The organism is Priestia sp. RMT2NF4 (assembly GCF_047872835.1).
GTDB lineage: Bacteria > Bacillota > Bacilli > Bacillales > Bacillaceae_H > Priestia > Priestia zanthoxyli.
In genome coordinates, this window is the sequence record NZ_JBLQZO010000001.1 from 888,232 (window position 1) to 902,262 (window position 14,031).

16 protein-coding genes are annotated in these 14,031 nt (G+C 39.8%); 4 read left to right on the top strand and 12 right to left on the bottom strand.

The annotated features are described in order from the left end of the window. Nucleotides 1-42: 42 nt before the first annotated feature. Nucleotides 43-825: an SDR family oxidoreductase gene (locus ACMX9J_RS04530; protein WP_416225455.1), complete on the top strand. Its 783-nt coding sequence runs from the start codon at nucleotides 43-45 to the stop codon at nucleotides 823-825. Nucleotides 826-847: 22 nt separating this feature from the next. Here ACMX9J_RS04530 and ACMX9J_RS04535 read toward each other — a convergent pair whose 3' ends face one another. The 4 genes from ACMX9J_RS04535 to ACMX9J_RS04550 form a co-directional block, all read right to left on the bottom strand. After that, nucleotides 848-1,618 (bottom strand): SDR family oxidoreductase, encoded by a 771-nt coding sequence (locus ACMX9J_RS04535; RefSeq protein WP_154991218.1) that lies wholly within the window; start codon nucleotides 1,616-1,618, stop codon nucleotides 848-850. 102 nt (nucleotides 1,619-1,720) lie between these two features. Next, nucleotides 1,721-2,683, bottom strand: a complete 963-nt coding sequence (locus ACMX9J_RS04540; RefSeq protein WP_416225456.1) for a quinone oxidoreductase family protein — start codon at nucleotides 2,681-2,683, stop codon at nucleotides 1,721-1,723. 118 nt (nucleotides 2,684-2,801) lie between these two features. Further along, nucleotides 2,802-4,316, bottom strand: coding sequence for an acetyl-CoA hydrolase/transferase family protein (locus ACMX9J_RS04545; protein WP_033579242.1), 1,515 nt, complete (start codon nucleotides 4,314-4,316; stop codon nucleotides 2,802-2,804). A gap of 131 nt (nucleotides 4,317-4,447) precedes the next feature. Continuing rightward, a complete protein-coding gene (locus ACMX9J_RS04550; RefSeq protein WP_014459738.1) occupies nucleotides 4,448-5,092 on the bottom strand; it encodes a LytTR family DNA-binding domain-containing protein in 645 nt (214 codons plus the stop codon). Nucleotides 5,093-5,250: 158 nt separating this feature from the next. Between ACMX9J_RS04550 and ACMX9J_RS04555 the strand changes: the two genes are divergently transcribed. Beyond that, on the top strand, nucleotides 5,251-5,931 hold the full coding sequence (locus ACMX9J_RS04555) for a DUF421 domain-containing protein (RefSeq protein ID WP_416225457.1): 681 nt from the start codon (nucleotides 5,251-5,253) through the stop codon (nucleotides 5,929-5,931). A gap of 35 nt (nucleotides 5,932-5,966) precedes the next feature. Here ACMX9J_RS04555 and ACMX9J_RS04560 read toward each other — a convergent pair whose 3' ends face one another. From ACMX9J_RS04560 to ACMX9J_RS04580, 5 genes are all read right to left on the bottom strand, one after another. Continuing rightward, nucleotides 5,967-7,454: a DHA2 family efflux MFS transporter permease subunit gene (locus ACMX9J_RS04560; RefSeq protein WP_028413037.1), complete on the bottom strand. Its 1,488-nt coding sequence runs from the start codon at nucleotides 7,452-7,454 to the stop codon at nucleotides 5,967-5,969. A gap of 280 nt (nucleotides 7,455-7,734) precedes the next feature. Then, nucleotides 7,735-8,292: a 3D domain-containing protein gene (locus ACMX9J_RS04565; RefSeq protein WP_014459735.1), complete on the bottom strand. Its 558-nt coding sequence runs from the start codon at nucleotides 8,290-8,292 to the stop codon at nucleotides 7,735-7,737. A 330-nt stretch (nucleotides 8,293-8,622) separates the two neighbouring features. After that, entirely contained in the window at nucleotides 8,623-8,757 is a 135-nt protein-coding gene (locus ACMX9J_RS04570; RefSeq protein WP_255287274.1) for a hypothetical protein, read from the bottom strand. Between the two features lie 160 nt (nucleotides 8,758-8,917). Next, complete coding sequence (locus tag ACMX9J_RS04575; RefSeq protein WP_016764472.1) at nucleotides 8,918-9,802, bottom strand: superoxide dismutase; 885 nt, start codon at nucleotides 9,800-9,802, stop codon at nucleotides 8,918-8,920. Nucleotides 9,803-9,941: 139 nt separating this feature from the next. Then, complete coding sequence (locus ACMX9J_RS04580; protein ID WP_033579245.1) at nucleotides 9,942-10,772, bottom strand: hypothetical protein; 831 nt, start codon at nucleotides 10,770-10,772, stop codon at nucleotides 9,942-9,944. Between the two features lie 231 nt (nucleotides 10,773-11,003). Between ACMX9J_RS04580 and ACMX9J_RS04585 the strand changes: the two genes are divergently transcribed. Continuing rightward, complete coding sequence (locus tag ACMX9J_RS04585; protein WP_251439958.1) at nucleotides 11,004-11,669, top strand: cupin domain-containing protein; 666 nt, start codon at nucleotides 11,004-11,006, stop codon at nucleotides 11,667-11,669. A 57-nt stretch (nucleotides 11,670-11,726) separates the two neighbouring features. Here ACMX9J_RS04585 and ACMX9J_RS04590 read toward each other — a convergent pair whose 3' ends face one another. The 3 genes from ACMX9J_RS04590 to ACMX9J_RS04600 all read right to left on the bottom strand — a co-directional run bounded on the left by ACMX9J_RS04590 (nucleotide 11,727) and on the right by ACMX9J_RS04600 (nucleotide 13,395). Further along, nucleotides 11,727-11,963 (bottom strand): hypothetical protein, encoded by a 237-nt coding sequence (locus ACMX9J_RS04590; RefSeq protein WP_226313298.1) that lies wholly within the window; start codon nucleotides 11,961-11,963, stop codon nucleotides 11,727-11,729. A gap of 55 nt (nucleotides 11,964-12,018) precedes the next feature. Continuing rightward, nucleotides 12,019-12,603, bottom strand: a complete 585-nt coding sequence (locus tag ACMX9J_RS04595) for a hypothetical protein (protein WP_182030084.1) — start codon at nucleotides 12,601-12,603, stop codon at nucleotides 12,019-12,021. 84 nt (nucleotides 12,604-12,687) lie between these two features. After that, complete coding sequence (locus ACMX9J_RS04600; RefSeq protein ID WP_416225458.1) at nucleotides 12,688-13,395, bottom strand: Type 1 glutamine amidotransferase-like domain-containing protein; 708 nt, start codon at nucleotides 13,393-13,395, stop codon at nucleotides 12,688-12,690. Between the two features lie 108 nt (nucleotides 13,396-13,503). Here ACMX9J_RS04600 and ACMX9J_RS04605 point away from each other — a divergent pair, with 108 nt between their 5' ends. Next, nucleotides 13,504-14,007 carry an immunoglobulin-like domain-containing protein gene (locus ACMX9J_RS04605; RefSeq protein WP_416225459.1) on the top strand — a complete coding sequence of 168 codons (504 nt, stop codon included), beginning with the start codon at nucleotides 13,504-13,506 and terminating at the stop codon, nucleotides 14,005-14,007. Nucleotides 14,008-14,031 lie beyond the last annotated feature (24 nt).

The window sequence follows — 14,031 nt, forward strand, 5'->3', positions numbered from 1 at the left end:
GTTAAAGAAAGGAAACAACATTTTTATATGGAGGGGTTACAAATGATTGCATTAACTGGAAAAGTTGCGCTTGTGACGGGAGCTGCATCTGGAATTGGACGCGCTTCAGCCATTACCTTAGCTGAACAAGGAGCGCGCGTTGCTCTTTTAGACTTAGAGGAAGAAAAATTACAAGAAGTAAAAGAGACCATCATGGCGAGCGGCGGAGAGTGTATAGCCATTAAAACAGACGTATCTGACTCTGAAAGTATAAAAGAGAGTATCGAAACGATTAGCAGCTTATGGAGTCAATTACATATTGTTTCTATTAACGCAGGCATCAACGGTACGTTTTCTTCTATTGAAGAACTATCACCAGAAGATTGGACAAAAACAATTGATACAAATTTAACGAGTACTTTTTTAACCGTGAAGCATTCTATTCCTTATTTGAAAGCTCAGGGAGGAAGCGTTATTATTACTAGCTCCATTAATGGCAACCGTACATTTTCAAACATCGGCATGAGCGCATACAGTTCCTCAAAGGCTGGCCAAATGGCCTTCGGCAAAATGGCAGCTCTTGAACTTTCTACATACGGAATACGGGTTAACGTCATTTGTCCAGGAGCAGTTGATACAAATATTGAAAGCAATACATTCCGTCAAGAAGACAAATTAAAAGAAGTCGCGATTCCAATTGAATATCCAAATGGCAATCAACCGCTTGCTAAACGCTCGGCTAATCCCGAAGAAGTAGCAGATTTAATTTCCTTTTTAGCTTCTGACGCGTCCAAACATATTACCGGAAGTGAAATGTTTATTGACGGCGGAGAATCGCTGCTGTAACGTACAAGCCCCTGCATCAACGTCAGGGGCTTGTTTTTTTACTTTTATGAACAACGTCTACTCCGCCCGAAGCAGATATAATGCTGCCTGTAATCATATCTGAGTTTTCATCACAAAGAAACTCAATAATACGCGCAATGTCTTCTCCCGTACCTGATCGGCCCACAGGCGTTTCCTTGTCTTCTAGTAATCTTGCTTTTATGATATCACTTTCTTTCATGTCTCCTACAATATCTCCGGGACAGACCATATTGGCCGTAATCCCGTATTCGGCTACTTCTAGAGCAAGCGATTTGGTCAGAGAAGCCAGCCCTGACTTAGCGGCACTAAAAGCCGCGCGGTCCATCCATCCAGGGGTATGCTCTACATCTTGAAAACCGTATGTAATAATCCTTCCAAACTGCTGCTTTTTCATAATAGGAACAACAGCTTTAACAAAGTGAAAAACAGAGCTTAAATTCCCTTCCACCATTTCATACCATTCACTGTCTGTGTACTCTATTAATTTCTTTCTTTCAAATACATACGGACCTGCATTATTAATTAAAACATCAATACGTCCAAACCGCTCCATAGCCTGCGCAACGACATATTCAATATCTTCTTTATTTGTTATGTCTCCTTCTACAAACTGTACGTTATCACTATATTGATGCCATTCTTCTTGCAGTTCTCGCACTTTATTTTTATCACTGCGAAAATGGACGGTAACGGAATACTGCTTTTTCAGAAACTGTTCTGTTACTTTTTTGCCAATACCTTTATGACCTGCCGTAATTAATGCATGTTTCATCGACCTTCACCTCTTTTACTCTACTTCTCTACTACATATTAGACAGCTCCTTGATTTCTCCTTTACTAACGGAAAAAAGCCCTTGACGAAAGGGCTTTTCTTTTACGGTCTTAACAAAATTTTACCTGTACTTTTTCGGCTTTCAAGAAGCTCATGTGCTTTCGCTCCGTCTTTTAAGTCAAATACCACAGGATCAGTTAGCACAAGCTGACCTTTGCTGATCCACTCAAACAGCTGCTGTGAGCGTACTTTGCGTTCTTCATAAGATACAAGCACGTTCCACAGATCTCCTCCTGTAAGCGTTTTAGAGGTATCCATTAGCATACGCGGATCCACTGGAGCCGGATCGCCTCCTGCCATTCCGTAAAACACTACGGTTCCTCCTGTTTTTACGGCTTCAAAGCTTTTTTCTAGCGTAACCCCTACAGATTCGTAGGCAACATCTGCGCCTCGTTTCGTTACTTCTTTCACTTGTTCTACCCAGTTATCTTCGTACAAAAAGACATAGTCAGCCCCTGCTCGAGCCGCTGCTTTTGCTTTTTCAGAAGATGACGTTAAGCCAATAACCTGTCCGCCTAACAGCTTGGCAATTTGAACTAAAAGCTGCCCTACACCTCCAGCAGCTGCGTGAACAAGTACATAATCGCCCGGCTGAATGCTGTAGCTGTCTTGTGTTAAATAGTGGGCCGTTAACCCTTGCAAAAGCACAGAAGCAGCTGCATCAAACGAAATATCGTCAGGTACAGCAATTATTTTATCTTGTGGCACGGCAACAAGCTCTGCATTTGCAAAAGGAACGTCAGCAAAAGCAATGCGGTCTCTTACGTTAACATGACTTACTTCTGCTCCTACTTCTTCTACCACACCTGCTCCTTCATATCCTAAAATATATGGAGGTGTACCCGTTAAGTGATAGTTCCCTTTTCTTCGGTAAACATCCGCAAAATTAAGTCCAATTGCTTTTGTTCTTACTAGTACATCTGTTGGTCCAATAGAGGGATTCGGTATATCTTGATAGTGAAGAACGTCAGGTCCTCCAAATCTTTCAAATACTAATGCTTTCATATATAAGTTACCTCGTTTTCTTTATGTATTCCCTTTCATCGTAATTCAACGAGATAACAAACACAAGTTTCTTACTCAGCAAAAAACGCTTTGTCTCCTCATGAGACAAAGCGTTCTTTTACTTTGTTTGCGCTACAACTTCTCGCATTGTTCCATTTTTTTGATAAGACGTATGAAAAGAAAAGGCTTTTTCAAGAACGTGCGGTGTTTGGCCGCCTCGCGTGAGCGCTTCTTCGTAATACGCCATAAGCTGATCGCGATACATTGGGTGGGCACAATTTTCAATAATGCGTTTTGCTCGTTCTCTTGGAGCGAGTCCGCGTAAGTCTGCGTATCCTTGCTCTGTTACAATGACATCCACATCGTGTTCCGTATGATCAACGTGCGAAACAAACGGCACTATGCTTGAAATATCACCGTTTTTAGCAATGGATTTTGTTACAAAAATACCAAGGCGCGCATTTCGGGCAAAATCTCCTGAGCCTCCGATTCCGTTCATCATTTTTGTTCCCATCACATGTGTGGAATTGACGTTTCCGTAAATATCTAGTTCTAGCGCGGTATTAATTGAAATCAGCCCTAAACGACGAATGATCTCGGGATGGTTGGAAATTTCCTGCGGACGAAGAATAAGTTTACCTCGATAGGCTTCAAAATTCGAGAAAACTTGTTTCATTTTATCTGCTGAAAGCGTAATTGAGCAGCAGGAAGCAAACGTAACTTTTCCTGCGTCAAATAAATCAAACACGGCGTCCTGCAATACTTCGGAATATACTTCTAAATCATGAAACTCAGAATCTAACAAACCGTGGAAAACGGCATTTGCCACGGATCCAATTCCAGATTGTAAAGGAGCAAGCGATTCAGTTAATCGCCCTTCTTTAATTTCTTGGCGTAAAAATGAAATCAAATTTTGAGCCATCACAACCGTTTCTTCGTCAGGTGCTACAATTGTAGACGGTGAATCTAGCTGATTTGTAAACACAATACCCTTTACTTTATCTAAATCAATTGGTATGCCTAACGAACCAATACGATCATCGGATTTTTTCAAAGGAATTGCATCTCGCTTTCCTTGAGCGCCCGGATCATACAGATCGTGAATACCTTCTAACAGCTCTGGCTGCGCTGTGTTTATTTCAATAATAATTGATTTTGCATGCTCGGCAAACACCATTGAATTGCCGATTGACGTTGTTGGAATCATCATTCCGTCATCTGTGATAGAAACCGCTTCCAAAATAGCGAAATCTATTGAATCTAACACGCCTGAACGCACCCATTCAGAAGTATGCGATAAATGCTGGTCAATAAACTGAAATTCACCTTCATTAATTTTTTTACGCATCGTCGGATCCGCTTGAAACGGCAGGCGTTTGTTTAACATGCCTTTTTCTGCAAATAGCTTATCCACATCTGACCCAAGTGAAGCACCGGTATACACGCTGACTTTTATTGCCTCAGTTTCCGCTCGTTTCGCTAGCGCAAACGGCACAGCTTTGACATCGCCCGCGCGTGTAAAACCGCTTAGACCAAGCGTCATTCCATCTTGAATCCAAGACGCTGCTTCTTCAGCAGAGACAACGCGATTCTGTAATGCTTCATGCTTAATTCGATTACGTACGTTTTCCATTCTCTTCACTCCTTGTTTTTGCTCTTTTTACCATTTTACTGTAAAGAAAGCGTCCACAAGAGTTTTTGGAATGAAATGGACAAAAATAGCGACAAAACAGCATATTTGATGATAATGAAGCTAAATGACGGTTAAAACCCAAGCAGCTTTCGAAAATAACTGGCGTACGACTGACTGACCGGAATTTTTTCTCCATTGTTCATCACTAATAAAAAAGTCGAATGTGTATCAGGGTAAATTTCTTGAATTTGTGTCACATTGACGATAAAGGAACGATGACAGCGCACAAACTCTTCTTTTGGAAGCACATAATCAAATTCATTTAACGTGTATTTATGCGTACCCGTATACTTCTGTGCGTACACATAGGTTTTTCGGTCACGCGCTTCTACGTAGATGATTTTTGAGAAAGGAACCGGTATCCATCCTTCGTTCACCTTTAACGTCACAACTGACTTTCCGCTCGTTAACGCAGGAAAAATCGCCGTTACGCATCCTTGAACATCTCCTTCATCTAAAAAAGGCACGGCCATGCCGTAGTAAGGTGTGCCGAACACGTCTCGGTGAATAAATTCCGATACTTTTTGCTTTCGTTCTAATGCTTTATATGTAATCGTTCCTTTTTTTATTTGATCTCCAGGGCTGATTTTCAAATTAATTCGTTTGCTTGCTCGGTAATACACGTACGTTTCTAGATCTGAAACGGCAATCGACGCTTCATCGGAGAACAATTCACTGATAACATCTAGTAGGGCTGAGGCTTTAAATGGTTTCATGGTTTCACCTTCTTTTGTCTAGTTAAACACGTTGCTTCTTTATTGTAGCGCAAAAGCAAAAGCGATTGGGAGACAAGCATGGAATTTATCCTTTTAACTGCATAAAATTTCTATTTTTTCACAACATAAAACAATGAAATGAAGGAAGGGTGAAATGTATGGGCTATGCTGAATCGACGTTTCGAATCGCCTGTTCATTTTTTGTGTTGCTTCTTTTAACGCGGCTCATGGGAAAAACAGAAATCAGCCAGTTAAATGTATTTACATTTATTACGGCGATTACGATTGGTAATATTGCTTCTTCCCTTTCCACTGATAAGCGAGTAGAGATTGATAAAGGAGTTTATTCACTGCTAGGATGGACATTTTTAACAATCGCTATGGGCTATATTGGAATGAAATCGAAAAAAGCACGGCATCTTATTACCGGTGAGCCTAAAATTGTGATTAAGCAAGGAAAAGTGATGGAAAAGGCGTTAAAACAAGTGCGGCTAGATATTGAATCTCTTTTAGGCATGCTGAGGCAGCAAAACGTATTTTCCATAAAAGATGTCGAATACGCCATATTAGAAATCAATGGAAATCTTTCCGTTATGCAAAAACAAGATAAAAAGCCAAACGCGTGGTCACAAACGCTTTTATTTCCCACTTCAACCGGCGTTATTTACGACGGAAAAGCGAATGAAGATGCGTTGAAGGACCTGCACGTAGATCATAACTGGCTGCATAAGCAGCTCGAAAAAGCCGGAGTCAAATCAATTGATGACGTCTTTTATGCTGAGGTTCAGTCGGACGGATGGCTTTATATTGACTATAAAAAAGATAAATTTAACTCATAAAAAAAATCCGTACCATATAAGGCACGGATTTTTTATTAGCTTGCTTTTTTTACACGATTTGTAATGGTATCTTCTTTTGGTGATGTTTTGCGAATAAAGAAGGCTAAAACAAACGCGATCACACTTAAAATCGTTGCGATCATAAACGCATCGTTAATACCCATTGCTGTACCTTGATTCACAGCTTCAGCCATACTGCCTTTATCTGTCGGCAAAATTTGCTGATTCGTTACGATGTTTTTCACGTGTTTTTCACCTTGATTCATCATAATGGATACAAAGAACGCCATTCCTACAGCTCCGGCAACCATTCGAAGCGTATTAACCATCGCGGTACCGTATTTATTTAAGCTAAGCGCAAGCTCATTTAATCCAGCTGTAAAGATCGGCATCATAAGCAGTGACATCCCAAACATACGAACAGTATAGACAATCATGACATACATAAATGTTGTGGTTGTTTCAAGCTTTGTTAATTCATATGTTGTCACAACGGTAATTGCTAAACCAATAACAGCAAGCCATCTTGCGCCGAACTTATCAAACAGCCTTCCTGTAATCGGAGACATAATCCCCATTACAATTCCCCCAGGAAGTAGCAGCAAGCCTGAAAGAAACGGTGAAAAGCCGCGTACGTTTTGCATATAAATCGGCATTAAAATCATCCCTGAAAACATTGCCATCGTCACAATTACGTTAATAATTGTTGTCAGCGTGAACATGCGGTAACGGAAAATACGGAATTCAAGAAGCGGCTGATCAATTTTTAACTGACGGAAAATAAAGAACAGAATCGAAATACCGCCTACAATAAACATGGCTAACACTTCGGTGCTGGTCCACCCCTTTGTACCGCCCGTAGCGAAGGCATACAGCAAGCCGCCAAATCCAATTGTTGATAAAATAACGCCAAGCACGTCTAGCTTAGGTCGGCTTGTTTCCGTTACGTTTTTCACCAAAATAATAGCCGCAATTACGTTGATAAGTGCAATTGGAAACATCATAAAAAATAAAACACGCCATGAGTAGTGCTCAACGATTAAACCAGAAAGTGTCGGCCCTACTGCCGGTGCGAAGTTCATGGCTACTCCAAAAATCCCCATCGCAAAACCGCGTCGGTCAGGCGGGAATAACGTGAAAATAACGTTTGTAATTAACGGAAATAAAATTCCCGCTCCTGCAGCTTGCACGACGCGTCCCACTAAAATAACAGAAAATGTCGGTGCGATACCGCAAAGGAGTGTTCCTACTGTAAACAGACCCATTGCTGTAATATACAGCTGCCTTGTCGTAAATCGATTCATTAAAAATGCTGTAATTGGAATAACAATTCCGTTTACTAACATAAAGATGGTTGTTAACCAGTTCCCCGTAGCCGCCGTTACATGGAAATGATCCATCATTTGCGGAAGCGCAATGTTAATTAGCGTTTGATTTAAAAAAGCGACGAGCGCTCCCATTATCATTACGCCAAAAATAGACCGAGTTCGGGCTTGATCGGACTGTTGTGTTTGTGTATTCATTTTAACAAGACCTTTCCCTTTTAAAATTATCTGTATGTAAATCTTCAGATGACAAACAGGTTAAGAATATAGTTTATGTGTTCATTCTATTAATTTATGTCACGAATATTTAATGAACTTAATTATATACCGGATAAATATATCCGTTTCCGAAATATTTGTCAACAAATATGATCATTTTCGTAAAACTTTTCCATCAGTATATATAAAGTAGCTTGCCCTTTAATGAAGAAAAAAATGAGAGCCTTTCAACGAAGGCTCTCATTTCTTTAAGGAATACTTATTTTAAGATTTGAACTTTTACCGTTTTTCTTCCCCATTTTAACGCTTCTTTTTGAGAAGGAAGAAGAACATCAATTTTATTTCCTTTAATCGCACCGCCTGTATCAGCTGCGATTGCCGTGCCATAACCTTCTACGTATACTTTTGAACCAAGCTTAATCACTTTTGGATCGACAGAAATCACTTTTTGATTTGGATTCTTTTTTAAATCGATTCCAATCGCCGTTTTTCCGCTGCAGCCTTTGCAGTTCGCTGTGTACGCTGTTGCTGTTACTTTAAATTCTTTCACAACGTTTGAAGACTTCGCAGGCGCTGCTTTAGCAGGCGTGCTTGATTTTACTTGAGATACTTTTAATACTTGTTTCGGATGAATGCTGTCTGACTTTAAGTTATTCCACTGTTTCAGCTGACTAACCGATACTTTATATGTCTTTGCAATTTTGTATAGCGAATCTCCGCTTTTTACTGTATATGTATTTGTTGCAGCTGATGCACCACTTGCCACTCCGAACAGTGACATTAGAACTAAACTGAACGTAATCATTGTCTTTTTCATGTAATTGATTTCCCCTTTATCTACCAATACATAAAAAATAACACATGAATATTACAGTTATATTTCAATAACATGTCAATAGTTTGATAGTTTAGTTACAGTAAAAATAAATATTCTTCCTTTTAAACTAGTAAATTAATCACCTTAACATTTTAAAAACATACATATTTAGGAATATAACGGTGCTTTTACACACATTTATATTAGATTATTTCATTTGTAACATTTAACTGGTTCTAGAGGCTTATACTTTATTTTAAAATGGTTATTTAGAACATAGTTTATTTAAAATCAATAAATGCGTTAAAGGATCTTAATATAAATCACTTTTTACACCGCAGTTGATTTCCGTGCAAGACTTCGCTTTCCGCGGATGGCCGATGAGCCTCCACGTCGCTTGCGCTCCTGCGGGGTCTCATCTATTCCACTATTTCTACAGGAGTCTTCGTCTTGCTCTCCAATCAACTGCTAGAAGCGTATACATATATGAACCGCCATAACAATAAAAAATCCGAACGCGTTGGATTCTCCATCAAGAATCTCGATTCATCGTTCGGATCTTTCTTCAACTAATATAATTTTTTCATATCCTCTTTATTTGAAATTAAGATAACTGCAATACTTGTTAATACGGCTGCCACTGAAGCATTCTAGCTGCCTCAAACCTTTTTTCTACATTCGGCCAGTAAACGATTTTCCACCAATTATCAACGTATGGATCACGTTCATTTTTGTACTGTAAATAATATGCGTGTTCCCATACGTCTAATACGAGCAGCGGAATCGTATCCCACTGCGTGAGAAGCTGATGGCGCTCAGCTTGCAGAACTTCAAGCTTTCGCGAACGCGGCGACCATACTAAGATTGCCCAGCCAACACCTTCGACTTTTTTAGCGGCTTGAGAAAAGTGCATCATAAACTTCTCATAGCTGCCAAAGTCTTTTTGAAGCTGCTGCAGCAGCTGTCGTCTCGGTCGTCCTCCTCCTTCTGGACTCATAATCTCCCAAAAGATTGTGTGTAAGTAATGACCGGAGCCATGAAAAGAAGCTTCCCGTTCCCAATGTTTTATGAGGTCAAAATTGTTTGTGTTACGGGCTTGCTGCAGCATGAGCTCTGCTTTATTTAATCCATCGACATAGCTTTGGTGATGCTTGCTGTGATGAAGACGCATAATTTCCCGGTTAATATACGGTTCAAGAGCTGAATAGCTATAGCCAAGCGGCGGCAGCTCGTGCTGTCCTGGCGCTATCGATTCTCGCTCCCTGCCATCGTCTCCAAGCCGCTCTTTTAAAACTTTATCAATATGCCGCACTGCATTATTGATTTCTTCTAACGTATATTCGTTGACATCTTCTTCGCTTAAATATTCAAGAACGTCTTCTTGCGTGCGCGTTATATATGACGTTATATCTACTTCTGTAATGGCTTCTTCAAATACAGGATCACATACTTGTTCAAGCCAGGTCTGAACTTCCATCAAGTATCTTTTTCTCTCATCTTGATCGGCCATACTTCCCCTCCTTACACCTCATCTTCACTATCATATTCAAAAGAAAAAGCAACATAACTTCCTACTTGTATCTATTGAGGTAGAAAATTCGACATAAAAAAGCAAGAGCTCCTTAAAGGATAAACTCTTGCCTTTTTTCTTATATCTTCTTCGCCATATCCACATAATCAATCGTTTCTTGCTTACTAACAGCTGCATGCTTCAGCTTTGGGTCATAATAGAGCTCCACTTTTATATTATTGATTTCACAGTCATCTGGCATGTCCTGCAAATCCGTTAAAAACGGCAGCAAGTGATTGTTCATATCGTATTCAAACGCCCCGTTTTGCAAGTAATACACCTTTGGCACATAGTTAATATGGCGAAAAAACTTCACTACGTTGATTCTCTCACCGTATGAGGCGATCACTTCCTCTTCTGTCAGGTTAGGATAAGATAAATTAAACACCTGTTGAACCGGTGTTTTTAGCCATTTGGTTAAACAAGTCTGCGGATTATTGACAAGCGCTTTTGCTCCTTTTACGTACCCCGCTAAAAACATTGACATAAAGCCGCCGCCTGAAGATCCGTAAAATAGCACATTAGACGAACTCACCTGTACTTTTTTCATGAACTTTTCAATTAAAACCGCAATGTCTTTTAAATAAAAACGGTCGCTTGTCCCTTGCCCCCACGCAAGCGACACCTTTCCTAAATAAAGCGTAGGATCGTTATAATAAATAATTGAATCTTGGAATTCATTCATCCACGAATGGCGCTGAAAATATGGAGGACCTGCCGGCATTTCTTGACTTGCTCCTCCTCCTGAACCAAACACAAGCAAATGAGAAGACTCTTTTTTTAATCTCACCAAAAACTCAAACAGCACTCCGTTCCACTCGACTCCTACTAAAATGGGCTTATCAAACGGCAGCTGAAGTTCATCCAGCTTTTCATACGTACTATTTATCTTTTCATATTGATCAAGCAACAGCTCTGCAACTCACTTTCCTTAAAATGATCCGTCTTATGCGTCTGACATTGATCATGGCTCTGTAAAAAAAGAACCTGTTACAGTGTATGAAAATCAGTGGACAAATGTTTGTACACGTTATCAAAAATAGGCCCTACCTACATATCCTCCTAGGCTTCTGTCACGAAATAAAACTCTCTACATACGATACAGCATCATAAAAAATTCAAGGATAGGAGCTGGAGACCCTTGTCAACGCCCTATATGGATTACAATAATCCAAACGTACAATACTTTTCTGATGTGAACAAAAACAGACTTAATACGCGAAACGATCAAAATTACATTAACCGATTGGGCCGGGATGTGCTCAACACATTAGGAAATGTATCATTACTTGATATTTACTTAAGCAAAAGCCGCGTAGTCGAACCGCACTATCACCAAAATGCCGCTGAGCTTGTCTACTGCATTTCAGGCTCAGCCGTCGTTTCATTAATCAATCCGTTTAACAACGAAGTCACAAATATTCCGATTACTCCCGGTCAAGTAGCCAATATCCCTCAAGGCTGGTGGCACTGGGAAATTGCGTCTGAAGACAGTACGCATTTACTCGCTATTTTTGACGCTCCATATCCGGAATACATTTTTGGGTCTGATATTTTAAATAAGACGCCTATTGAAGTGCTTGCTCACACGTACTGCTTAGATCCGGAGCAGCTAAAGAAAACGCTGGCTCCGCTAAAAAATCAAACCATCGTAATTGGACCAACGGACGAATGCGGAGAAAAAAAACACTATAAAAAGAAAAAACAAGGAGGCCCTGTTCACCACCAGAAGCCTACTTATACGTATCCTCCGCCTCAGAATTCTTATTATCAACCTCAAAATCCTTATCACTATCGATACTGGTAGAGACAAAAAAACCCCGCTGCCAGTGCAACGGGGTTTTTTGACGAATACATAACGTTATTAATCTGTATATGTACTGTGAAAAGCGGCTTCAATATATGCAACTTGGAAATGATAATGTCCAATTAAATATTTCACAATATCCACTTGATCGATTTTGCCAGGCTTATCGACCATCGCTTCTTTCACCATTTTTTCAAATGTACCTTGATCAAATTGTTCTTCATGAATAACAATTGTTTCAGAGTACGTTTCGCCTTGCCCTTCTGAAATGCGGTAGTAATACAATTTCTTCACCTCAATTTATCTTAAATGTATGTATACCCTTAACTACTCATTTTAAAACATTTTTTCAGCGTTCTTTTTCCGCTTTACGATAGGCTGCGGCTTTTGCTTTTACGAGCAGCCTTGTAACCCAATACGCTACTAACGTTATTCCTATATCAATCAGAAAAATATAAAACAAGCTCATTCCTTTTCCTGAATCAATAAATTTAAAATGGTGTTCAAGAGGGGCTAGCCCAAATGAAAAAACAGCGCTCAGCAGAATTGTATACAGATAAAAATTCTTTTGGTGATTCGTACAATATTGATAAAGCAGCAGAAAGCCTACCGGCAAAATAGAAGCGGTAATATTCGTTGCGTTCGGAAGCAGCGGCGTTAAGAAAAACGTGTGCGTTAAATGACCGCTTCTCCCAAGTGCAATATCAATATATGCCCAGAGCATGTGCACTGTGTAACCGAAGAAAAACACCTCAAAGATCCTCGTCCGATCTACGGTAAAATACAACAACACAAGAGGAAGAACGAGCGAAGCAAGCACCACCCAAAACTGCCAGTTTCCAAAATCTGAATACTGATGCCAATACGACGATAATAACTCCTGCAGCTTATCGCTTTGTTCATGTATGTGTCCCCAGTATCGTTCATAACTCACTGAAGTAACCTCCTATATAGAGTCTCTGCTTATGTATGTACGAATAAGCTCCATTTTATACAGAGAAACATGGAAAGCGGCCATTTATTGCTTGTGATCACCCAAATAGGTCACCAGGAGTTCACGTTCAATGATTTTGCTCGCTTTTCGATCAACAGCGTACGCTTTTGCTGTAGACCTTGAGCTAACTGACGCGGATAGCTTCTCATCTTTAAAATGCAGCGCGACTCCGTCATCTACAGCGTAGCCTTCTTTCATTTCTCCGCTTGCCATTAACTCATGATACGAAGGTCTTCGATTGCTTTCTCCGTCGTAGTGAGGACAGTTGCTGCCCGTTAAAAATCCTAAACAGTCGATTTTAGACAGTTTATTGTTCATTGAATCGGTGACGCCTTCTTCAAACCAGCAAAGTGAACCTGCGCTTATTCCTGCTAAGATTATTCCTTTTTTATAAGCTTCTTTTAGAATTGTATCAAGTCCCCACTCTTTCCATAAAGAAAGCATATTCCTTGTATTACCGCCGCCTACATACAAAATATCGTGCTGCATCACATATGCTTTTAAATTCATAAAGTTTGGTGAAAACAGCGATAAATGAGACGGTGTACATACCAACTTCTCAAACGCTTCATAAAACCTTTCTATATAATTATCGGCATCTCCGCTGGCTGTAGGGATAAAACAGATTTTCGGCACATCTATATGAGCTTGTGAAAGTATGTATTGATCCAGAAGCAAGTTATCCGGCTCCATCGAAAAACCTCCGCCGCCCATGGCTATAATTTGTCTCATTTCAATCATTCCTTTCAAAAAAGTGATATAGGAAATGTAAATTCATACTATTTCAAACAAGAAGTTTTCCGTATAATGGAAGAGTGATAAAAAGGTGGTGCAAAGCTCTTGAAAATAGTACGAGCACTTTTACTAATACTAGGCATTTTTATTATCTTGTTTTGTATCTTTGGCTATATCGATTATAACGGTCAAAAAATGGAACTTGGAGCCAAACAAGAAAAAAACATTCCTTCTTCCATTAACACTGACGGGGGAACTATTACGCTATCTGCTATCAGTAAAAAATACGATAAAACGCAGTTTGGCTTTTTTGTTATTCAAAACAATTCGACGCATACCTTAACGATTCCTTATGAAAATACGGCGGATCACTTAAAAGACGGAAAGTGGTACGAAGTTGTGCTAAACGGATTGGAGTTTCCTGATAAAACTGTCACGCTGAAGCCAGGGAAATCACTCAAATTAGATATCGCAACTCCTAACTACAAAGTAGGAAAATATCGTTTTGTTCAACACTTTAAAGATGAAAACGGAAAAGAGTATGTACTAGCGGCTCCTTTTGAAATCGTTTGGCCGAGTCTTAAAAATGTTCTCGGACAGTTTGATTAAAGGTAAAAAGAGAGATTTAGAAAT

Coding starts and splice junctions, on each gene's coding strand:
- ACMX9J_RS04540 (WP_416225456.1), bottom strand. CDS start 2,683: ATGAAAGCATTAGTATTTGAAAGATTTGGAGGACCTGACGTTCTTCAC.
- ACMX9J_RS04550 (WP_014459738.1), bottom strand. CDS start 5,092: ATGAAACCATTTAAAGCCTCAGCCCTACTAGATGTTATCAGTGAATTG.
- ACMX9J_RS04560 (WP_028413037.1), bottom strand. CDS start 7,454: ATGAATACACAAACACAACAGTCCGATCAAGCCCGAACTCGGTCTATT.
- ACMX9J_RS04545 (WP_033579242.1), bottom strand. CDS start 4,316: ATGGAAAACGTACGTAATCGAATTAAGCATGAAGCATTACAGAATCGC.
- ACMX9J_RS04575 (WP_016764472.1), bottom strand. CDS start 9,802: ATGGCCGATCAAGATGAGAGAAAAAGATACTTGATGGAAGTTCAGACC.
- ACMX9J_RS04555 (WP_416225457.1), top strand. CDS start 5,251: ATGGGCTATGCTGAATCGACGTTTCGAATCGCCTGTTCATTTTTTGTG.
- ACMX9J_RS04565 (WP_014459735.1), bottom strand. CDS start 8,292: ATGAAAAAGACAATGATTACGTTCAGTTTAGTTCTAATGTCACTGTTC.
- ACMX9J_RS04530 (WP_416225455.1), top strand. CDS start 43: ATGATTGCATTAACTGGAAAAGTTGCGCTTGTGACGGGAGCTGCATCT.
- ACMX9J_RS04600 (WP_416225458.1), bottom strand. CDS start 13,395: ATGAGACAAATTATAGCCATGGGCGGCGGAGGTTTTTCGATGGAGCCG.
- ACMX9J_RS04535 (WP_154991218.1), bottom strand. CDS start 1,618: ATGAAACATGCATTAATTACGGCAGGTCATAAAGGTATTGGCAAAAAA.